The organism is Aliidiomarina sanyensis (assembly GCF_003987175.1).
In the GTDB taxonomy this organism is placed as follows: Bacteria; Pseudomonadota; Gammaproteobacteria; order Enterobacterales; family Alteromonadaceae; genus Aliidiomarina; species Aliidiomarina sanyensis.
Map to the genome: position 1 here is coordinate 342139 of NZ_PIPM01000001.1, position 21940 is coordinate 364078.

Sequence of the window (21940 nt, forward strand, 5' to 3'; positions counted from 1 at the left end):
GCCTTGCAATAAATCAAGGCCATCAATCTGGGTCACGAGGGTTTGGTTCTGACATGTAGTGGGTCATGGATATCACCACGCGACGCCCTAGGTAAAAGTTTGAGGCTCCCGCAGGTGAATGCTATGCTCAGGTCCATTGTTTGACACCAAACCCGTGGACCATTATGGCTGATTTAAGCGAGCAAAACCAAAGACATCTTTTACTTCTGAGTAGTTCCAAGGCCGGCGACAGTGACTATCTTGTCCACAGCAAATTCTGGTTAAAATCCCATTTTTCACAATCAAAAACCATCGTTTTTATTCCGTATGCAGGTGTCCTCACTTCTTACGCAGAGTACACCGAAAAAGTGCAGCGCGCGCTGGCCGATATGGGAATGCACATTCGCGGGATCGAAAGCTATGCCAATCCGCGCGAAGCCATTTCGCAAGCAGACGGGGTCCTTGTTGGCGGAGGGAATACCTTTGTATTGCTCAATACATTATACCAATATGGGGTGCTTGATCCCTTACGCAAGCGCATTCTAGGCGGTATGCCGTACGCTGGGTGGAGCGCAGGAGCGAATCTTGCCGGATTAACGATTCGCACCACCAACGATATGCCGATCATTGAGCCGCCGAGCTTTACTGCACTTGGCGTGGTGCCCTTCCAGATCAATCCGCACTATCTCGATGCACACCCCCCTGGCTTTCATGGTGAGACAAGAGCGCAGCGACTCACCGAGTTTATGCGCGTCAATCCGCACACGACCACGATTGCACTGCGCGAAGGAACCGGACTGAAGGTCGAGGGGAACGCGATGCGGTTACTCGGTGCGGCGGATGCGGTTGCATTTCTCGACGGAAAGCAACACCCCCTCTCGGCAGGGAGCGTCGTTAGTCAATTTTTATAAGGTGTTGGTGCGATTCGCACCAAGCCTGCTCGTCAGAAACATCTGCTAAAAAAGGGACTTCCGCAAGCAGCGGCGCGGCAATACGCTCTTTCAGTGTTGCCACGTTCTCCGTGTAATAGGGCATAGGCTCTGGAGTTAGCGTATTGGCAATCCAACCGCGCAAGTGACAGCCACTTTGCGCGATTGCTGCAACGGTCAATAATGCATGATTTAAACAGCCGAGCTTCATCCCCACCACGAGAATCACGTCTTGATTTGTTTCACGGACAAATTGGGGCATCAAATGACCTTCATCTAAGGGCAACATCCAACCACCCGCCCCTTCACAAAGCAGCAAGTCAGGCGATTTTGCATACAGTGCTTGCCATCCAAGCCTTGCCCGCAGCAATAAGTTACGCTCATTTGCTCGTTCTGCCGCGATGTGCGGTGCAATCGGCGGTTCCAATGCAATCGGATTCACTTCCTGATACGTTGTCGGCTCTGTGGCTAAGTGTTGCAAAATGAGCGCATCAGCGTTCTCGTAATGCCCCAGCGTTGGATTGCGGGTGCAACCCGCTGAAATAGGCTTCATCGCAAGAGTACGCAGCCCTTGCATCCAGGCAACGCGCAATAAGAGTGCAGAAACCCGTGTCTTCCCCGCATCGGTATCTGTCCCTGTGATAAATACACATGATGTCATAACTATTTCTCAACAATAAAATTGCTAACGATTTGAATATCAGACGAGTTTTGACACTTTGAAAATACCGACTTGGTAGTCTAGCGGTAGTCCTTTTGGTTCTCTAAACCGCTCATAGCCCACCGTAAGGGCGCTTAATTCATTACGGGTGAGCCGTGGCGCCCTTCCATGCATAGGCGCGGCCGGATGGGGACGATCGGCGCCAATTTTTGAAACACTTTGAATCAAAGCCTGAATAGTTGGAAACCAAGCGCGAAATGTTTCATGTTGTGCATATTCGATCCGTAAACCATGATCGATTAACGCACCGTGCCACTGAGCGAAGCTCGCATGGCGTTCTGTTTGCAATGCGTCAATAATCTCAGGTCGCTCTTTCTGAGCAAAGGCTTGTCGTAACGGAAGCAGTGGCGATAGGCTCTGTTCTAGCACGACCGTAAAGTAACTTTCTCCCCCATCGCACATGATCCGAGTCATTTCCCTTATCAGTACTTCAGGTGATGTTGCCCATTGCATCGCAAAGTTTGAAAACACCAGGTCAAACCGTCCGTCTTCAAATGGCATCGATTCCATATCCGCACAGATAAAGTCGGCGCTGGGGTGCGCCTGACGCGCCTGAGCGATCATCCCCTCGGAAATATCGAGACCGTGATATAGCCCCCCGATACCCTGTAATCGTTGGGTATGGACACCGGGACCACACCCTAAATCAAGCACACAGTGTATTCGTGCTCTGGTTCTTTGATCTAACAAACAAAACAGCCGTTCCGCGCCTTGATATTGGACGGTCGCGGTATGGGCATAGCGTGCCGCCGACCGGCCAAACTGGGCTGCTATGTCAGGCTTCGTGGACGGTGCAAGCATCATGTAATGCAGGCTCCTTTCGTAAGATAACGTGCAGGGCATCAAAAAGCGCATCAATATCATGCGCGGTGTGCGCCGCAGATAATGCGAAACGCAGCCGTGCTGTGTGTTTCGGGACTGTCGGATAGCGAATCGCAGTGCACTCAAAACCCGCTGCTCGAAGGTGCTCAGCTAATTGTAAGGCGTGTCCTGCGTCACCGACCACGAGCGGCTGTATCGGTGTTTCCGAAGGAGCTAAACGTAAATTTAATTGCGCCGCGTAATCGCAGAACCGATGAATATTTTGAAACAAGCGCCCTCTTCGCTCCGGCTCACTTCGAACACACTTTAGACTCGCGCGGATCGCTTCAGCTTGTGCAGCAGGAAATGCGGTTGAATAGATAAAGTGACGACACCGCTGAACAAGGAAGTCGGCTATCGTGTGATCGGTCGCCACAAACGCGCCCGCCACGCCAAAGGCTTTACCAAAGGTTCCCGTCAGTACGTCAGGACGGTACGCGGTTGTGTCCATTACCCCTAATCCGCGCGCTCCCGTAACACCCAGTCCATGCGCATCATCTAGCATCAACAGTGCGTTGCTTCGTTTTGCCAGGTCATGCAGTCGAGCAACAGGTGCTTGGTCACCATCCATGCTAAACACCCCCTCAGACACCAACATCGCTGTTTGATCGGGTTGCATTTTCAATTGACGAAGGACCGTTTCGGCATGCTCAATATTTTGATGGTGAAAACGCGCTATCCTCTCCGATTGCACGCCATCATAAATGGATGCATGGCAGAGTCGATCAAGCACCGGGACCATCCCGACTTCCGAAAGGGTACTCAGCACGCCCTGATTCGCTGCGTATCCGCTGCTGAAGAGCAACACGCGGTCGACGCCGAGCCAATCAGCGAGCTCCTCTGCAAGTACTTGATGCGCATCGCTGTAGCCTGTCACCAATGGGCTGGCTCCACTCCCGCTGCCGTATTGCTGCAATCCACGCTGAAAAGCCTCAATCACGCGCGGATCATGACGAAGGCCAAGGTAGTCATTGCTTGCAAAGGTTCGTTGCATATGCGCCGCGGCGCGAGGCCGCAACGTGCGTCTCAAATGCACTGCGTCGGCTTGCACGAGCACCTGCTGCATACGGCTTCGTAGCATGGTTAACAGGCTTCCCGTGCCGTCGCATCATAAAACAAGTCAGGTTTCGCTTTGCGTTGTTCCGGGCTGATCCCCAAGCGAGCGAAAAGTTTCATATCTGCCTCAGCCACTGGATTCGCCGTGGTCAGGAGCTTCTCCCCGTAAAAGATAGAGTTAGCACCCGCAAGGAAGCACAGGGCCTGTAATTCATCAGACATGGTTTCGCGTCCAGCCGAGAGGCGCACATGAGATTCTGGCATTAAAATACGCGCGACAGCGATACAGCGAACAAACTCGAACGGATCCAGATCGTCTAAATGGTCCAAAGGAGTACCCGATACTTTGACGAGCTGGTTAATGGGCACACTTTCAGGTGGAACAGGCATGTTGGCAAGTTGCTGCAACAGACCAATGCGGTCCTTCTGGTCTTCCCCCATGCCAACAATTCCCCCCGAACAAACCTTCATCCCAGCAGTCCGCACATGACTCAATGTATTCAGGCGATCTTGGTAGGTACGGGTTGTAATGATGTCCCCGTAGAACTCGGGCGAGGTATCGAGGTTATGGTTGTAATAATCGAGTCCAGCTTCGGCCAGTGCTTGTGCTTGCGCCTCGCTCAGCATGCCCAATGTCATGCAGGTCTCCAGACCCATGTCTCGAACACCCTGAATCATTGCGAGAAGTTTCGGCATATCGCGCTCTTTCGGGTTGCGCCATGCCGCTCCCATGCAAAACCGCGTCGCGCCGGTCTGCTTTGCACGCCCCGCTTGTTCCAGTACTTTCTGAACCTCCATCAGCTGTTCTTTTTCAAGGCCGGTATCGTAGCGGGCGCTTTGCGGACAGTATTTACAGTCTTCTGGGCAAGCGCCTGTCTTGATGGAAAGTAAGGTGCTTACCTGCACTTCGTTCGGATTGAAATGATCACGGTGAACTTGCTGAGCGCGAAACAGCAAATCATTAAACGGAAGATCAAACAATGCTTGAATTGCATCGCGCGTCCAGCGCATGGTGGATTGAGTCGTCGCCATGGGTTTCTCATTATTCTGGTTGAGGAAATTCTCGACTAGCTTACGGCCAGACCGTACACTGTCAACTTAAACAAGATTCACAAATTTACATCTAGTTAAATTATAGACTATGCAATTGATTGATCATGTGTTCGACCAGCGTCATATATGGCATCCCTACACATCTCTGACCACCCCACTGCCCGTCTATCCGGTCGTTTCAGCGCAGGGTGTTGAGTTGCAGCTTGAATCAGGCGAACGGCTTGTTGATGGCATGGCGAGCTGGTGGTCCGCTGTACACGGTTACAATCACCCCGAGTTAAATGCGGCGGCCAAGGCACAAATCGACCAGATGGCCCACGTCATGTTCGGGGGAATTACTCATGCCCCAGCCGTCGACGTCAGCAAGCGTCTGGTGGCCCTTACCCCCGATCCCTTAGACGCTGTTTTCCTCGCAGACTCGGGCTCTATCGCGGTGGAAGTGGCGATTAAGATGGCATTGCAGTATCAAGTGAGTCGCGGCAAGCCGAGTAAATCTTCGTTGATTACCATCCGCCAGGGATATCACGGCGATACGTTTGCTGCCATGTCTGTGTGTGATCCAGTGAATGGCATGCACGAACTTTTCACAGGCATCCTACCGAAGCACTATTTCGTTCCGGCGCCGACCCTGCGGCCATGGGACGCTTGGGATGAGCACGAGATGGCTGCGCTTAGAAACGAGCTTGAACAACATCATGAACATATTGCAGCGCTCATTCTCGAACCGATCGTGCAAGGCGCGGGTGGCATGCGCTTTTATCACCCGAACTATTTGAAGCGAGCTCGTGCGTTGTGCGACCAATTCGACATTCTGTTGATCGCTGATGAAATTGCGACGGGATTTGGCCGGACCGGTAAGCTATTTGCCTGTGAACATGCCCAGATAGTGCCTGATATTTTGTGTGTGGGTAAGGCACTAAGCGGTGGCTATATGACACTCGCTGCGACGCTGACAACCCGCGAGGTCGCCGACACCATTGGCCACGGTCCTGGCGGAGGTGCGCTTATGCATGGGCCGACTTTCATGGGCAACCCCCTCGCCTGTGCGGTAGCAGCAAAAAGTCTTGAATTGATCGCACGAAATGACTGGCAAGCCCAAGTTGCGGCGATAGGAAGGCAACTCAGCGAGGAATTAGCACCCTGCGCGGCACTTCAGGGGGTTGCCGATGTGCGATGCTTTGGTGCAATTGGGGTGGTGGAGATGCATCAACCCGTTGATGTTGCTGAAGCGCAGCGTTTTTTCGTTTCCCAAGGCGTTTGGATTCGGCCTTTTGGCAAGCTGATCTATATCATGCCGCCCTACATCATAACCCAAGCTCAACTTGCACGATTAACCACTGCGATTTTTGCTTGGTGTAAACAGGTTTCAGATTGAGATCAGGATTGCACGGATCGCAGCAAAAAAGTAACATACCGGGCTTATTCTTGTGCGATTTGTGCACTCCTTTTACTTTTATCTCGTTGCGAAGCGTTCCGGAGACAACTGCCCCATGACGATAGCCGTAATTAAAGACGTATTAGCTGGTAAATTTGCCGTTGGCGACACGGTCACAGTCCGCGGATGGGTCCGTACCCGTCGGGACTCGAAAGCCGGTATCTCATTCATCAATATTCACGATGGAACATGTTTTGATGCGGTTCAAGCAGTTGCCCCCAATACGTTGTCTAATTACCAAAATGAGGTGGTACGTCTAACCACGGGTTGTTCTGTGGTCGTGACCGGCACTGTGGCGGAGTCTGCAGGTCAGGGCCAAGCGTTCGAACTTCAAGCCACTGACGTTGAAGTGATTGGTTGGGTGGAAGATCCTGATACCTATCCAATGGCTCCGAAGCGGCATAGCATGGAATATCTCCGTGAGTTTGCCCACCTTCGTCCACGGACCAACATCACCGGAGCCGTCACACGTGTACGGCACTGCCTCGCCCAAGCGGTCCACCGCTTTTTCCATGAGCGCGGATTCTACTGGATCAGCACGCCAATCATCACGACGAGCGATGCTGAGGGGGCCGGTGAATTATTCCGCGTCTCGACCTTGGATTTAATGAACCTCCCACGCACTGAAAATGGTCAGGTTGATTTCAAAGAAGACTTCTTTGGTAAAGAAGCATTCCTCACGGTATCGGGTCAGTTAAACGTTGAGACATACGCCTGTGCGTTATCGAATGTGTATACCTTTGGTCCAACCTTTCGTGCAGAAAACTCAAATACCAGTCGTCACCTCGCTGAATTTTGGATGATTGAGCCAGAAGTTGCCTTTGCCGATTTAAACGATATGGCTGCGCTTGCTGAGGACATGCTTAAATATGTGTTCCGCGCGGTCCTCGAAGAACGCGCAGATGACATGGCTTTCTTTGCTGAGCGCATTGATAAAGAGGCTATTTCACGCCTGCAACATGTGATCGACAACGATTTTGTCCATATGGATTACACCGACGCCGTGGAGATCCTTCAAAAATGTGGCAAGACCTTTAATTATCCCGTGAGCTGGGGAACCGATTTACAATCCGAGCATGAGCGCTACTTGGCCGAAGAACATGTTGGCGCACCGGTTATCTTGAAAAACTATCCTCGCGATATCAAAGCGTTTTATATGCGCCAAAACGACGATGGAAAGACCGTCGCAGCGATGGATGTTCTTGCGCCAGGCATCGGAGAGATCATTGGTGGAAGTGCCCGTGAGGAGCGCCTCGACCTACTTGACCAGCGCCTTGAGGAAATGAACCTGCCGAAAGAAGAATACAGCTGGTATCGTGATCTGCGTCGTTATGGCACAGTTCCCCATGCGGGCTTCGGACTCGGGTTTGAGCGGCTCGTTGCCTATGTCACTGGCGTTCAAAATATCCGTGACGTAATTCCATTCCCACGTTCACCGAAGAACGCAGAATTCTAATCACGCTCCTACGCGATAAATGAACCAATAGAAAAAGCCGGTCGTCTCGCGACGACCGGCTTTTTGCTGTTTTGACTACGTCCTACAAGCGTATTTCGAGGCCTGTTTCATCGCAAGCATGCTTCCGCGGACAAAACTCGCAATCTTTCATGACTTTTTCAGGCCAACGACTCTTATCCGCCACAGCGAACCCAAGTTTCGCGAAGAATGCGGGCGCGCGGGTCAATGCAATCACACGCGCAATGCCAAGATTACGCGCTTGATCGAGCAAGAAATTCACCAACTCTGCACCCATGCCCTTTCCTTGCAATCCCGGCTGCAAGCCCAGGGAGCGTATCTCCGCTAACCCCGTGCCATAAACGTATAAGGCACCACAGCCAACTACCTCGCCGTCAATTTCCGCGACCGCAAACTGATGAATCGCCTGCATGATATCTTGCTCTTGGCGCGGCAAATGTTCGCCTTTGCCCGCCCAATAACGAATCAGATCCGCTATCTTGGGAACATCGGTCAGTTTTGCTTGCCGCACGTGGGTTAACGCCGCTGCGTGCGCTTGCGCCCGTTGACGTGCTCGACGTAACGCCGAATGTACTTTCGCTGGCGCAGTCCCGCCAAGCGCTGCCCGTCGACTCATACCGGCATCTAGTGCGAGGGCTGCGTACACGTCTTCAGCGATCGCATCATGTACTTCGCGCATGTCATTCAAAGAAAGTCCTTCGAGGGGGACTCCTTTACGCAACGCGGCAAGAACCAATTTTCCACTCAGCTCGTGCGCATCACGGAACGGCACCCCCTTCCCGACCAGATAATCAGCAAGATCCGTGGCATTTGAATAGCCAAGCTCTGCAGCAGCTTGCGCCGCTTGGGTATCGACGCGCAAATGAGGTAATGCATAAGCGATGATCGACAAACATTGCTGCCACTGCGCAAGCCCATCGAAAAACCCTTCTTTGTCCTCTTGCATATCTTTGTTGTAGGCCAGTGGTAAACCCTTGACGGTCATCAACATCGCTTGTAAATGCCCAGCAACCCGGCCTGTTTTTCCGCGAATAAGCTCAAATACATCGGGATTCTTCTTTTGCGGCATCAATGAGGAACCACTGGAGATGGCATCACCGAGGAGAAAGAACCCTGCCTCACCGGAACAATAAAACACTAGATCTTCCGACAGGCGTGACAAATGGACCATGCTCAAACTTGCGACACTCAAAAGCTCAATCACAAAATCTCGGTCAGACACGGCATCAAGGCTGTTCCGACAGGCACCGTTGAGACCGAGATCTTGCGCGATCTGATGGCGATCCACCGCAACACCTGATCCAGCCAAGGCGCCACAACCGAGTGGCGCTTGCGCGGTCCGCTCGCGTGCTTGCGTCAGACGCTCGAGGTCACGCTCAAGCATTTCTACATATGCGAGTGCCCAGTGGCTAACTAAGACCGGCTGTGCCCGTTGGAGATGCGTATAACCTGGCATGACCGCGTGTTCATATTGCTCAGCAAAAGCTAATAAGCTGTCCATGGCGGCGAGCAAATGTTCACCAATCACATGGGTTTGCGTGAGCGCCCAAAGACGCAAGTCCGTCGCTACGAGATCATTGCGCGATCGTCCGGTATGCAGCTTTCGGGCAACCTTTCCGACGATCTCCTGAAGCTCCGTTTCGACCCAACTATGAATATCTTCTTCGGATGAACTCAGTGGCGCTTTCGGGTTCGCTTCCACGCGCGCAAGCAACGTATCGAGGCCCGCTTGCAAGGTCGCTTGTTCCTCTGCATTAATCATTGCTTCTCGCGCTAATGCATCAACCCACGCCTTACTTGCCGCAATATCAAAAGGTGCAAGAACATAGTCAAATTTCAGCGAGTCATTGAACGCGCGAAATTCACCGGCAGTCGCTTGCTCGAAGCGACCTCCCCACATACTCATTGGAGGCCTCCTTGTTTTAAGGCACGGATCCGACTCGAAAGACTAAATAAGCGAATAAACCCTTCCGCGTCTTTTTGATGATAGACTTCGTCCTCCTCGAAGGTCGCAAAGGCCTCCGAATACAGGCTGAATTCTGATTTTCGTCCAACGACGGTGATATTTCCTTTGTACAAGGATACGCGGACCGTTCCAGTTAGTTTCTCAGCAAGCGTCGCTACCGCCGCGAGCAGCGCGTGGCGCACCGGGGTAAACCACTGCCCGTCATATAACAGATCCGCGAGTTGTTGCCCGAGCTGATGACGCAAGCGCTGACACGGTCGATCATGTACCAACTCCTCCAATCCACGCAGTGCGGTATACCAGATCGCCCCACCGGGAGTCTCATAACAACCTCGGGACTTCATACCCACCAAACGATTCTCAACAATATCAATACGACCAACCCCGTGCTCAGCACCGATTTGGTTTAACACAATCAAGGCCTCGGTTTGGCTGACTGACTGACCGTTCAGCTTAATGAGCTGACCGTTTTCAAAACTCAGCTCCACCAACTCACTTTGGTCTGGTGCGTCTTGCGGTGACTTGGAAAGCGTCCATACTTGCTCGCTTGGGGCTTGCCACGGGTCTTCGAGCTCGCCGCCTTCATGGGAGATGTGCCACAGGTTGGCATCACGGCTATAAATTTTCGTCGCACTGGCCGAAGTTTTAATGTCACGCTCGGCTAGGTAGTTCAGGAGGTCTTGCCGTGAACGCATATCCCACTCACGCCACGGCGCGATTACTTTTAAGTGTGGAGCAAGTGCCGCAAATGTGCTTTCGAAACGAACCTGATCATTACCCTTACCGGTGCATCCGTGACATACCGCATCAGCCCCTACTTCGAGCGCGACTTGCACTTGTGCCTCGGCAATGACCGGTCGAGCAAGGGCCGTTCCAAGCAAATACTGCTCCTCATAAATAGCCCCCGCCTGCATTGCGGGTGAAATCAACTCATTTACGAATTTGTCTTTAAGATCCACCACATAACAGGCGCTTGCACCCGTTTTCAGCGCTTTCTCCTCAATTCCCGCCAGCTCCTCTTCGCCTTGTCCAACGTCTGCCACAAACGCGATCACTTCGCATTGGTAATGCTCGCGTAACCACGGAATAATTGCTGACGTATCAAGACCGCCTGAATAAGCGAGAACCACTTTTTGCACGTCTGCGTGCGATGATGAATGATGTGCACTCATACGTTGCTAAACTCCTGAAATAAGTGATGGAAAACTGCTTTTTGTACGTATAACCGGTTTTCGGCCTGTTGCAAAACGGCACTGATTGAACTGTCCATGACCTCATCCGTAATTTCATCGTTTCGATGGGCCGGAAGGCAATGCATGACGGTGGTCGCAGTAAGCCGCGACACCAACGCTTGGTTCACCTGATATGGCGCAAAAATCTCGCAGGTTTTTTGATAATCCCGCGCATCGCCCATAGATAACCAAGTGTCCGTATAAATGACATCCGCGTGGCGAACGGCATTTAAATCGGTTCCTATTTCAATGCGATGATTGGGATACCGCGCATTTAACGTATCTAAAAACGATTGTTTCGGTCCATAGCTGGGCGGACAAATCACCGTAAGCTTTAAATCCAATGCCGCTGCACCTACCATGAAACTCTGACAGACATTATTCCCCTCGCCGACATAGAGGATATCCACGACCTTCATATCAATCGGGTAGCGCTCTTGAATTGTTAACAAATCCGCGAGGGTTTGGCATGGATGATGAATATCACATAGTGCGTTAATCACCGGAATGTTTGCTGCGGTCAGTTTATGTAGCGTCTCATGTTTAAACACCCGCGCGACAATTCCGTGAGTCCAACACGCTAAATTACGCGCGATATCCTCAACGGATTCCCGCTGACCGGGTTGCACCATTTGCGCATCCAAATAGATCGGCTGAGCACCTAACTGATGGATACCAACTTCGAAACTTACCCGCGTTCGCAAGCTTGGTTTTTCAAACAGCATCGCGATGGATTTATGCTTGAGCGAATTCTGAAAGCTCGCTGGATGCGCCTTCATATAGCCCGCCAAGGTCAGCATATGCGTAATTTCTTCAGCGCTGACGTCAAATAAAGACAACAAATGCATTGGGTTCTCTCTGCTACAAATATTCAAATAAGGGAAAACGTGGGGCGTTAGGCAGGATAGATCTGGGTGCCGCCTGCATGCCCATGAAGGAGTGCGATCACCGTGTCGGGGTCCGCCCAACCAGCAATCGCTGTGGTTCGTCGAGCCCGCTGGGCTGCATGAATGGCTGCAGCAAGTTTTACCCGCATGCCACCCTGAACAAAGTCTTGCTCAAGCAAAGCTTCCGCCTCGGGAATTGTTAATGAACCCACAGGATGGCCTTGAGCGTCAAGAATGGCTGGGACATCACTCAATAAAATCAGTGGCGCTTCAAGCAAATCCGCAACAGCTGCAGCTGCAAGGTCGGCGTTCACGTTGCATAAGATTCCGTCCTCTGTCACCCCAATAGAACTAATAATCGGGAGTGCCTTTGCGCGGAGTAACGCTGCCAAGACCATACGTCCCGACTCAAGTTTTCCATGGACAGATGGCTCACCAACACAACCAAGGGATGCATTGTGTTCTAGGGAAACTAACGGCCCATCCGCAAGACTTAAACCAACAGCAACAAAGCCGACCGCTTGGGCTTGAACCACCAGTGATTTGTTCGCAACGCCTGCAAGGGCCCCAGTCACCACGCGCATCTGCTCGGTTGGCGTAATACGCTGGCCGTCTCTTTTCTCGGTCTTAAAACCCGCTTGCGCGAGCATTTCATCGGTCATCTGCCCACCGCCGTGCACTAAAACGAAAGGAAGTGCACTGACATGCAGAGCCGATAATAGGCGATTTAAGGCGGCTGGGTTTGAAAGCACAGCGCCGCCAACTTTGATCACTGTGACCGTGGGCGTTTGATACTCAAACATTAGAAGCGCCCCCGCAAACCTGCTGTTTCTGGTTTACCAAATACCACGTTGGCTGCTTGCATGGCTTGTGCTGCAGCGCCTTTGAGCAAGTTATCAAGCACACTTACAACCACCAATGTACCGGCTTTGACATGGACATTGAGAAGACACATGGGCGTATGCGCCACATGATCCACGGCAACGGGTGTTTCCCGCACCTGAACCAACGGCGTATGCTGATAGGCTTGTTGATAAATGTCTTTGACCTGTTCTTCGGTAACTCCCGCTTGGAGCTCAGCCACACATGTCGCCAGAATGCCCCGTTTATAGGGGCCTAAAACTGGCGTAAAGACCACCTCCCGGTGGAGATTTTTCGCAATTTCCGGCGTATGGCGGTGATTCAACACACCATAAGCCTGCAGACTCACTTCACAAAATGATGTGCGTAGATTCGCTCCCCGGCCGGCGCCCGAAACACCGCTAATTGCAGTAATCACCGGACGTGCGTCCGGCACGAGAAGCGCACTCTCACACGCAGGTTTAAGCGCTAGTGTGGCAGCTGTTGGATAACAGCCAGGGATGGCAAACAACATTCCACGTGGGTCAAGCTGAGTCCATTCCATCAGCGCATACTGCGCTTGCTCGAATAATTCTGGGTGGGGATGTTCGAAGCCGTAGGCGTTGCGAAATGCATCGGCTGACTGAAAACGAAAAGCGCCCGAGAGATCGAATACTTTAATACCTCGCGCGATAAACTGCGCCGCAAGTTCCGCACTTGTTTCGTGGGGAAGTGCGAAGAAAACGGCATCCAGATCCTGAAGTCGATCGAGTTCCGATTCCTGCCACGGGTGTACCACAAGATCACAGTTCGCCGCGATGGCCGGTGCAATTGCATGAAGAGGTTGTGGCGTTGCTTGTGCCGAAGCATAGGCTGCAACTACCTTGAAATGTGAATTATTATGCAATAACCCAACAAGCTCGCTTCCACTGTATCCCGAGGCGCCAAGCACCGCAACGCGGATCAATTTCTGCTCACGATTGATCGCCTCCTTATCTTCATTGGAGGTATTTTGTTGGGTGTCACTGTCTGGAAGATTCATGCAATACGTCGCTATCTGTTGTAACGAATAAAGGGCGTTCTGCTCAGCAAGAATCACGCCCTAAAGCTGCGACGAATGGTAACGAAGTCCAGATCCTATTTCAACATATTTATGCTAATTTTATGCATATCTTTTCTTTTTCAGCGTTCTCCGAAGCGATACTGAAAGATCGATTTCTCCTTCGCTGGTTTGATCGGAGTCGGCACACTCGGCGTTCCCACATAGAGAAAGCCCACGATATCGTCCTCAATACGCATACCCAAGGCTTGCTTCATGTGTTCTGACTCTGCATAAATACCGGTTCGCCAGATGGCGCCGAGACCGAGAGCGTAAGCCATTTGTTGCATCGCCATCATTGCACATGCGGCCGATGCATATTGCTCTTGACGAGGAACCTTAGGCTCATCGACGTAGCATGTCTGCATGACGATGACGCATGGTGCACGCAATGGTAATTTCGGCGCCCGTGAACACTCCGCTTCCCCTAACCCTTCGAGTTGCGCAACCGCACTAAAATACTCACTGAGCTCCGCTAACCCTTCGCCCTGAAATACCAAGCATTGATAGGGTGTGAGATTCATGTGATCAGGGACACGAAGTGCAGCAGCTTGCAGCTGCTCTAATACCGCAGGGGATGGGCCGGGTGCATCAAGGCGAGGCATTGAAGAGCGTTGTAACAACAGGGTGACAGCATCCATTGGCATTTCCTTTATAACCGTGCGCTTACATCCGGCTGGAATGAGCATGTCCGATGCTACGAATTTATCCAAGAAACCGTTACACTAAGCGCCATTCATTGGCATGCTGTATCATCGCATATTCAATGACTTGTTGGGAACGTATCCAAAGGCAATTATCTGGTGCTCTGACGTAACGCTTTGCAAGGAATTTACTGTATGACCAAATTAGCCCGAAAACGGATTTACATTGCTTATACCGGTGGAACCATTGGTATGATGAAGTCCGCCCATGGATACGTCCCCGCGCCAGGATTTCTAGCTGAGAGTATTCAGGGAATGCCCGAATTCTATCGTCCTGAAATGCCTGAGTTCACGTTGTGCGAATATGCCCCCCTGATGGATTCATCTGATATGACGCCAGCAGACTGGCAGCGCATTGCACGGGATATCCAAGCGCATTATGCGGACTACGACGGATTCGTTATTCTGCATGGTACCGACACCATGGCCTACACCGCGTCAGCCCTCTCCTTCATGTTCCAGAATTTAGGGAAGCCGGTGATTGTCACTGGGTCGCAGATTCCACTTGCAGCACTGCGTTCAGATGGGCAGACGAACCTACTCAATGCGCTTTACTTAGCGGCCCATTATCCCATTCATGAAGTGACCCTTTTCTTTAATAATCGGCTATTTCGTGGAAATCGTGCAACAAAAGCCGATGCCGATGGCTTTGATGCGTTTGCGTCACCGAACTTTCCGGCGTTGCTAGAGGCGGGAATTGATATCGAATTAATAGCTGGTCGCGTTCAGCCGGTAACCGCGAAGGCTCTAAAAGTCGCTGAGATTCAAGCGCAAGAAATTGGCGTTGTCACCCTTTACCCGGGAATGAGTGCTTCGATTATCGATAATCTCGTGCAACTCCCCGTAAAAGCGCTGATACTGCAAAGCTATGGCGTGGGAAATGCCCCACAACATGGTGAACTCGTGAAAGCGCTCAAGCGAGCGGTTGCGTCGGGTGTGATTGTGCTGAATTGCACCCAATGCTTTAAAGGAACCGTGAATATGCAAGGCTATGCAACCGGAAATGCCCTAGCGGATATTGGCGTTCTCAGTGGTTTTGATCTGACCGTTGAAGCGGCATTGACGAAACTTCATTATCTACTGTCGGTCGAAAGCGACGCAGCACGCATTCGGACGCTGCTCTCGCAAAACTTAAGGGGTGAGCTTACTCCGCCAGAAAGTCAGTCCGAATGAGATTACGCCCGCTATTTTTCGCAGCGTAAGCTGCTTGGTCAGCCCGGGCGATGGAGATATCAAGGTCTGAGTCAGTATCTCTTAGTTCCGTCACACCAATACTTGCTGTTACGCGGGGACAATTGAATTTTTCGTGAATTGCCGCGATCTCCTGACTCATTTGCTTTGCGATGCGTAATGCGCGCTCGGATGGGCATTTTGGAAGCACTGCAATGAACTCATCTCCCCCGAGTCGTCCAATAATGTCGCGGTCGCGCGTATTGTCCCGCAAGACGTCGGCCACCGCTTTGAGGATCTCATCGCCCATGGCATGGCCCTTTTGATCGTTGACCTCTTTAAATCCATCCAAGTCAATGAGCATGATGACCACGGGCAATGCGTGGGCGCGCGCCGCTTGAAACACTGCTTCGAACGCACTTTCTTGTCCACGACGATTCAACAGACCGGTTAAAGCATCAAGTGTTGCCTGCGTGCGGAGCGTTTCCATCTCGGTGTGCGATGAGGTTACGTCTCGGACACTCCCGACGTGCCCCAAACACTCACCATCCACAAGTACCGGTGTCGTTTCTACGTGAAGCCAACGGATTCGACCGTTCTTGCAGCAAAACCGAAAATCAATTTCGGTGGGCCGCCCTTCACCGAGTGCTTTTGACCAAGAATCGATCACGGCCGGTCTATCTTCATCAATTATGTGGACTCGCATTCCCGTGGCTCGGAGCTCTTCAAAACTAAATCCCGTCATGGCCTCAAGTCGCGGGTTGATGTAGTCAAATTTACCACTAGGCTCCGTCATGAACTGACCTGCCGGTGATGTTCTGAGTAAGGTATCGAAATAGGCTTGGCGGGCTTGAAGAGCACGGGTTTGTGACTCATTTTGGCGCAATAATGTATTAAATCGCGCAACTAACTTTTTGAGCTCATGTAAACGAGGTTCCGGAAGATAAGTCGCTTTCCCTTGTAAAATCGCGTCGGTGGCCTGCCCGAGTTGTCGTAGCGGTCGAACCTGAATATGAATCAAAAGTGCCAGAATTAGAATGGTTAATAGCAGAACGATACTTCCAACCCATAACTGAATTTTTTGTAAGCGATGGGCCGATGCGTAAACACGTTCAAGTGGCCGCGAAATCGTAACCACCCAGTCAACGTAATTGAGTGCTTGGTGACTCAAGATACTCTGATTACCCCGAAAATCATCGCCTTGAAAAATGGTTTCGTTATGGTCATCAGCTAACTGAAACGCCTTACCGGCTGCCACGCGTCCAATAAATTCGGGCTCCGAATGAAAAAGAATGAGGCCGGATGCGGTTTGCAACACGATCTCGCCGTCTTGACTTAAGTGAATCGGGACCGTATCGCGAATGAATTCAAATGAAGCGAGTGTCAGTGATCCTACGATCACACCATGGAACCCTGCTTCATCTCGAATTCCATATGCAAAGTGCACAGTTGCGTTGGCAATATGTTGGCTCGGTTCAGGTTCAGCTATTACGAGCGCATTGGTCTGGTATGCATCACGAAAAAGCGTTTCTGCGAGGCGCGGTTCAAGCAACTGTTGAATACCATCCGTTGCCTCCTGCCGACTCCACGTATCAACAACTTCGCCTTGCGCGGAGATCAGCCAAAGACTATCGAACAACACTTTCAAACCTGCTTCATCGACAAGCTTTGGATGCGGCTCAGGCCATCGAATTAGGTTATTTCGAAGCTCTTGTAACGCCTGTTTCCGGACGAGAATTGTGGCATCGATCGCTTGTTTTTGTCCTTGTGCGAACTCAAGAACGAGCCGTTCTGCATCTGCGCGCAAAGTGCGTTGCTGCACGGAAAGCGTCAACGTGACCAAGACCACGAATACAACAATCAACCCCACAGTGAGTGAGATAAATAGGCGGGTCGAGAGCCGATTCGGTAGCACCAAAGCCTTCCTTAATATCAGTGATATCACTTAACCATAACGAAAGAATTGAATTTCCCCAACTTTCCTTGGAAGAAATTTGACATTTAATCTGCATCGTCTAATTTTTAAACAGACCCTGGATAAAACCTATGATGTCTTCATAGGCTTAGGTTTGGTCTTTATGGGCCAACTGCTGTTTTCTGCCCCCCTAATGGAAAGCAGCCGGTTGGTAAAAGCGCACGGCTCTGATATGAGCCCTTCCCCTAAGCTCGGAACACCTCCCCCTTGGTTCCGAGCTTTTCTTTTTTGCCATAAACTGTTCGCAGATTAGCACCGCACAAGCGTTTACAGCGGTGTTCGTTCAAGTTGAAATAACTGGTAGAAATTTTCTCGGGTTACGTGAGCAACCTCTTCCACCGAAACATCTTTTAATTTCGCCACGCATTCGGCAACATGACGAACAAACGAGGGTTCGTTCTCTTTTCCTCGATGTGGCACTGGGGTAAGCCAAGGCGCATCCGTCTCAATAAGCAGACGGTCTAAAGGAACTGCCCGAACAACGTCTCGCAAGGCATCCGCGTTGGCAAAGGTCACAATCCCAGAAATGGAAATGAAAAAACCTAACTCCATCGCTTGCTCTGCCATCTCGAGCGATTCAGTAAAGCAATGCATCACACCACCGCAGCGTTCGGCCTGACCTTCTTTTAAAATATCGATCGTATCCTTTCGAGCATCTCGCGTGTGAATAATCAGAGGCTTGTTCAGTTCCGTTGCGAGCGCCACATGGGCTGCAAAACTACGTTGCTGCAATCTATGGTTGTCTTTGTCATAGTAGTAATCAAGGCCTGTTTCACCCACTGCAATCACGTCATTTCTGGCGCACAGCGCACGTAAACTTGCTTCGTCGAAACCATGCTTTGCAACATAGAGCGGGTGAATACCACACGAAAAACTTACCTGCGGGTGGTCGCCCACAATCGTTTGCATGCTCGCAAAGTCATCCGGCGTCACACCGATACACAGCATGTGCTCTACCTGCGCCTGTTGCGCCTTTTCAAGGACAGCCTGAATACCGAGCCTTTCGGTCTGCTTTAACTTATCGAGGTGGCAATGAGAGTCAACAAACATACATGGTTCCAACTACTTGATGTTTACATAGGGGGTGAGTTGATGGTGACAATAATCAATCCAACGTTGGAGCAAGACGGGCGCGTTCATACCCGGCAAGAGCACCTCACGCTTCAGCACAATCCCCGCTTGATAACACGAATCAATCGCGCGTTTAAGCTCGAAGGAAGACAACGAACCTGACTGGAAGATAGGGTCTTGAGACGGTATCGCCAATGTACGTTGCGCTTGATGGAGCGCCTTAAGCAAGGAATCTACAATGCGAACGGCCTCGTCCTGATCGCGAGCCGTTGGCAACTGTTCGTTAAAAACGGCATCAAGGGAGATTGAATAGGATTGGCCTGACTTGATTTCCTGCAGGACCGTCAATGGCCGCTCGATTGCATGGTCTAAATCCTGTTCTTTTAGTTTGGCCCCCTCCCCGTGCACGAAAAACCAGTCTCGTATCTCATCATGGGAAGGCCGTGGAATCGTCACCATCATCAAGCGACTACGAATTGTGGGTAAAAGCAGCGAGAACCGGTGTGTACTGAGAATAATGAAGGTTTGCGCGGGCGGCTCTTCAAGGGTCTTCAATAAACTATTGGCCGAAGCGGGTGTCATGCGCTCCGCATCCCGAATGACAACGACCTTGTTTCCACCTTGTGCGGCTGTTTTCTGCACGAATTGACTGAGGCTTCGCACCATATCCACGCCGAGCTGTTTACCGGGTTCTGGTTCAATTCGAATCACATCAGGGTGCGAGCCTGCTTTCACGAGTAAACATTGCTTGCAGACGCCACAGGCGCGTGGGAGTTCGTCATGGCTGACCGGCTTTTGACACAAGAGCATCCGGATCATCTGCTCAATCAGATGATCACTTCCGCGCTCAGGTTTTGCCTCAATCCCGATACCATGGGGAAGCGTATCCTGTTTGATTGATTGTGCGAGCTGTTTCCATAAGGGGCGCAGCCAAGGGAAACTTATGCGGGCCATGCACGCTCCAGTGTTGCAATGATTTGCGCCTGTACATCGGCAAGGGGACGCCCTGCTTCGATAACATGCACCGTGTCATCCGCGGCAGCTAATTCGAGATAGCGCCTACGGGTACGTTCAAAAAAATCGAACGCTTCTTTTTCTATGCGGTCGAGCGTACCACGGGTTCGTGCTCTTTGCAGTCCGATGTCTGGATCGATATCGAGATAGAGTGTGAGATCAGGCCCAAATGTGCCAAGCGTCAAGCTTTTGAGCGTTTGTAATTTCTCGTCCCCAAGTTGCCGTCCCCCACCCTGATATGCTCTGGAGGAAAGGTCGTGGCGATCACCTATCACCCAAACCCCCGACGCAAGCGCCGGTCGGATAATGTTTGCCACAAGCTGCACCCGTGCCGCATACATGAGCAACAGTTCTGCTTCAGCAGTAATGGTCTCCTGCCAGTCTTGCTTGACCAGATCGCGGAGCGCTTCAGCAAATGGGGTACCTCCCGGCTCTCGGACCTGAGTGTACGCAATTCCGCGTTTTTCCAGCCATTGAGCAACCGTCGCCACTGCGGTACTTTTCCCTGCCCCTTCAAGGCCTTCAATCACAATAAATCGACCGCTCATCGGTTCCTCTGATAAGTTTGCACCGCTCGGTTATGCTCGGCGAGCGTGCGAGAAAAAACATGGGTGCCGTCATTTCGACTAACAAAATAAAAATAATCGGATGCGTCAGGTTGCAATGTTGCGCGAATTGCAGCGCGACCTGGCATGGCAATCGGTGTTGGCGGAAGCCCATGAATACGATAGGTATTCCATGGTGTGTGCTCCTGAATATCTGAACGGTAAATGACACCCCGATAGCGGTCCCCTAACCCATAAATAATGGTCGGATCCGATTGCAGGCGCATCCCTGTATGCAATCGGTTCACAAACACGCTGGCGACGAGGCCTCGTTCGTGTGCTGCGCCTGTTTCACGTTCAACGATCGATGCGAGAATTAACGCTTCGTAAGGACTCTCGAGCGGCACACTGCGATCGCGCTCCTCCCATGCCTCCATTAATATGCTCTGCATACGCTGATAAGCCTGTTGATAAATTCTTCGGTCTGTCGTCCATGCGAAAAAACGATAGGTATCTGGAAACAGGAGGCCCTCAGGGTGCGATAAGTCACTCCCAAGGATTTCCATCACCGCTTGAATGTCGGCATCAAACAGCTCACTGCGAATAAACGGATGCTCAGCGAGCTGGGCCTGCCAGTGTCGAAATTCACTACCTTCCACAAAGGTAATTGAAAAAAGATGCTGTTGCCCTTGAGTAATACGTTGCCAAATTTGTGCCGGCGTATCACCGTGATGCACAGCGTACACGCCGGCTTGGATTGCAGCGCTGCCCATAAACAGTCGAAAGCCTATTTGGTTTAATTGCGCCGAATCAATCCACTCCAGTTCTTCCAAAGTCCGAGCAATTGCATTTCGGCTCATTCCCCGACGCACTTCAAATAAACGCACGAACTCAGGATCCATCGAATCAAGCGACTCGATATGAAACTGTTGATTCGCACTAAAATCAACGTGCGTTCCCTTATGGAACCACCAGTAAAGCGCACCATATGCAAGGCCAACGCTGACCAGACCGCCGATGAACAGACTCATCAGCCACGTAACGACTCGAATCATTCAGACGCTTCCCGCGTTAATAAGGTTTCCACACCGTCCGGATAAAGCTGGACGTTTGGGAGTTGATAATCGGCAATTTGAAAAATTGGAACAAGTTCCATCAGCGCGTTGCACATAAACATTTCGTCCGCGTCCAGAAGAACATCTGGCGCCACGCGAACTTCCTGAATTTCAGGGTTTCGCATCATCACTGCTTGACGCATGACCCCATCCACTCCAGCCCGACTGAGACAGGGGGTGTACCAGGTCTCCCCTTTGCGCCAGAATATGTTGGCTGCTGTCGCCTCGGTGACATGTCCTTCCATATCGAGAGCAATCAACTCGTGCACTTCTGGGCGTTGAAGTAGCTCTTGTTTGAGAATAACTTGTTCCAAACGATTGAGTGTTTTCAAGCCAGCCAGAACCGGCTGGATTCCAAGCCGAAAGGACGCAAAGTCTGCTTTAACACCGCGGTGCTGCCACTCCAAATAATGGACCGGAAAAGAACCTAAGCTCAGCACGATGGTCGGCGCCGCATCACGCTCTGGTGCGTAACCATGGCCGCCTATCCCGCGCGTCACGGTGATCCGTAAAACAGCAAAATCAGAATCGCTCAACGCATCAATGACCGCCGATGCAAGAACCTTTTCAACGTGATCTGCTAAAACATCCGGCAACGAAATTCCGAGCGCTTGGCATGTCTCGTGGAGACGTTTTTGATGATATTCCCAAAGATCAGGATACCAGTAGCGGTCCGCTTTTCGTCGTAACCGCATGGTCGTAAAACATCCGTCTCCGTAGAGCAAGCCCCGATCCGAGGCAAATACCTCGGAGTAGTACTCGCCATTGACCCACGTCCATGCCATATGTCACCTCGACATTGTCGCTTGTTTTG

The 21940-nt window shown here is 51.4% G+C and carries 20 protein-coding genes; 4 read left to right on the forward strand and 16 right to left on the reverse strand.

All coding sequences use genetic code 11. The features are described from left to right. Positions 1 to 164 precede the first annotated feature (164 nt). A complete protein-coding gene (gene pepE, locus CWE11_RS01565) occupies positions 165 to 890 on the forward strand; it encodes a dipeptidase PepE (protein ID WP_126775840.1) in 726 nt (241 codons plus the stop codon). Here the strand turns inward: pepE and bioD are convergent. The 4 genes from bioD to bioB are packed head-to-tail and all read right to left on the reverse strand — an operon-like array spanning position 874 to position 4578. Then, positions 874 to 1569 carry a dethiobiotin synthase gene (gene bioD / locus CWE11_RS01570; RefSeq protein WP_126775841.1) on the reverse strand — a complete coding sequence of 232 codons (696 nt, stop codon included), beginning with the start codon at positions 1567 to 1569 and terminating at the stop codon, positions 874 to 876. The two genes, pepE and bioD, sit on opposite strands and share 17 nt — an antisense overlap. Before the next feature lie 39 nt (positions 1570 to 1608). Beyond that, positions 1609 to 2433, reverse strand: a complete 825-nt coding sequence (locus CWE11_RS01575; RefSeq protein WP_157981271.1) for a methyltransferase domain-containing protein — start codon at positions 2431 to 2433, stop codon at positions 1609 to 1611. Next, the gene (locus CWE11_RS01580; protein ID WP_126775843.1) at positions 2405 to 3571 is read right to left on the reverse strand and encodes an aminotransferase class I/II-fold pyridoxal phosphate-dependent enzyme; all 1167 of its coding nucleotides are present in this window, start codon (positions 3569 to 3571) and stop codon (positions 2405 to 2407) included. The genes CWE11_RS01575 and CWE11_RS01580 overlap by 29 nt, the downstream gene beginning before the upstream one ends. A 2-nt stretch (positions 3572 to 3573) precedes the next feature. After that, complete coding sequence (bioB, locus tag CWE11_RS01585; protein ID WP_126775844.1) at positions 3574 to 4578, reverse strand: biotin synthase BioB; 1005 nt, start codon at positions 4576 to 4578, stop codon at positions 3574 to 3576. Positions 4579 to 4687: 109 nt separating this feature from the next. Between bioB and bioA the strand changes: the two genes are divergently transcribed. Further along, entirely contained in the window at positions 4688 to 5974 is a 1287-nt protein-coding gene (gene bioA, locus CWE11_RS01590) for an adenosylmethionine--8-amino-7-oxononanoate transaminase (RefSeq protein ID WP_126775845.1), read from the forward strand. A gap of 115 nt (positions 5975 to 6089) precedes the next feature. Beyond that, positions 6090 to 7490, forward strand: coding sequence for an asparagine--tRNA ligase (gene asnS, locus CWE11_RS01595; protein WP_126775846.1), 1401 nt, complete (start codon positions 6090 to 6092; stop codon positions 7488 to 7490). Between the two features lie 82 nt (positions 7491 to 7572). Here asnS and argH read toward each other — a convergent pair whose 3' ends face one another. The 6 genes from argH to CWE11_RS01625 all read right to left on the reverse strand — a co-directional run bounded on the left by argH (position 7573) and on the right by CWE11_RS01625 (position 14173). Then, positions 7573 to 9414 carry an argininosuccinate lyase gene (argH, locus tag CWE11_RS01600; protein WP_126775847.1) on the reverse strand — a complete coding sequence of 614 codons (1842 nt, stop codon included), beginning with the start codon at positions 9412 to 9414 and terminating at the stop codon, positions 7573 to 7575. After that, a complete protein-coding gene (locus CWE11_RS01605; RefSeq protein WP_126775848.1) occupies positions 9411 to 10646 on the reverse strand; it encodes an argininosuccinate synthase in 1236 nt (411 codons plus the stop codon). The genes argH and CWE11_RS01605 overlap by 4 nt, the downstream gene beginning before the upstream one ends. Further along, a complete protein-coding gene (argF, locus tag CWE11_RS01610; protein WP_126775849.1) occupies positions 10643 to 11554 on the reverse strand; it encodes an ornithine carbamoyltransferase in 912 nt (303 codons plus the stop codon). The genes CWE11_RS01605 and argF overlap by 4 nt, the downstream gene beginning before the upstream one ends. A 47-nt stretch (positions 11555 to 11601) precedes the next feature. After that, complete coding sequence (gene argB / locus CWE11_RS01615) at positions 11602 to 12396, reverse strand: acetylglutamate kinase (RefSeq protein WP_126775850.1); 795 nt, start codon at positions 12394 to 12396, stop codon at positions 11602 to 11604. Then, a complete protein-coding gene (gene argC, locus CWE11_RS01620; RefSeq protein WP_126775851.1) occupies positions 12396 to 13475 on the reverse strand; it encodes an N-acetyl-gamma-glutamyl-phosphate reductase in 1080 nt (359 codons plus the stop codon). The genes argB and argC overlap by 1 nt, the downstream gene beginning before the upstream one ends. 140 nt (positions 13476 to 13615) lie before the next feature. Beyond that, positions 13616 to 14173: a nitroreductase family protein gene (locus CWE11_RS01625; protein WP_126775852.1), complete on the reverse strand. Its 558-nt coding sequence runs from the start codon at positions 14171 to 14173 to the stop codon at positions 13616 to 13618. A gap of 198 nt (positions 14174 to 14371) precedes the next feature. On the opposite strand from CWE11_RS01625, the gene ansA reads away from it, so the two are divergent. Beyond that, positions 14372 to 15409, forward strand: coding sequence for an asparaginase (ansA, locus tag CWE11_RS01630; RefSeq protein ID WP_126775853.1), 1038 nt, complete (start codon positions 14372 to 14374; stop codon positions 15407 to 15409). Here ansA and CWE11_RS01635 read toward each other — a convergent pair. The 6 genes from CWE11_RS01635 to pabC form a co-directional block, all read right to left on the reverse strand. Further along, a complete protein-coding gene (locus tag CWE11_RS01635) occupies positions 15381 to 17321 on the reverse strand; it encodes a sensor domain-containing diguanylate cyclase (RefSeq protein WP_198675557.1) in 1941 nt (646 codons plus the stop codon). The genes ansA and CWE11_RS01635 overlap by 29 nt on opposite strands. A gap of 327 nt (positions 17322 to 17648) precedes the next feature. Continuing rightward, positions 17649 to 18431 (reverse strand): TatD family hydrolase, encoded by a 783-nt coding sequence (locus CWE11_RS01640; RefSeq protein WP_126775855.1) that lies wholly within the window; start codon positions 18429 to 18431, stop codon positions 17649 to 17651. Between the two features lie 12 nt (positions 18432 to 18443). Beyond that, entirely contained in the window at positions 18444 to 19406 is a 963-nt protein-coding gene (locus tag CWE11_RS01645) for a DNA polymerase III subunit (protein ID WP_126775856.1), read from the reverse strand. After that, the gene (gene tmk / locus CWE11_RS01650; RefSeq protein WP_126775857.1) at positions 19394 to 20014 is read right to left on the reverse strand and encodes a dTMP kinase; all 621 of its coding nucleotides are present in this window, start codon (positions 20012 to 20014) and stop codon (positions 19394 to 19396) included. The genes CWE11_RS01645 and tmk overlap by 13 nt, the downstream gene beginning before the upstream one ends. Continuing rightward, complete coding sequence (gene mltG / locus CWE11_RS01655) at positions 20011 to 21066, reverse strand: endolytic transglycosylase MltG (RefSeq protein ID WP_241971689.1); 1056 nt, start codon at positions 21064 to 21066, stop codon at positions 20011 to 20013. The genes tmk and mltG overlap by 4 nt, the downstream gene beginning before the upstream one ends. Further along, entirely contained in the window at positions 21063 to 21911 is an 849-nt protein-coding gene (gene pabC, locus CWE11_RS01660) for an aminodeoxychorismate lyase (protein ID WP_126775858.1), read from the reverse strand. The genes mltG and pabC overlap by 4 nt, the downstream gene beginning before the upstream one ends. Between the last annotated feature and the right edge of the window lie 29 nt (positions 21912 to 21940).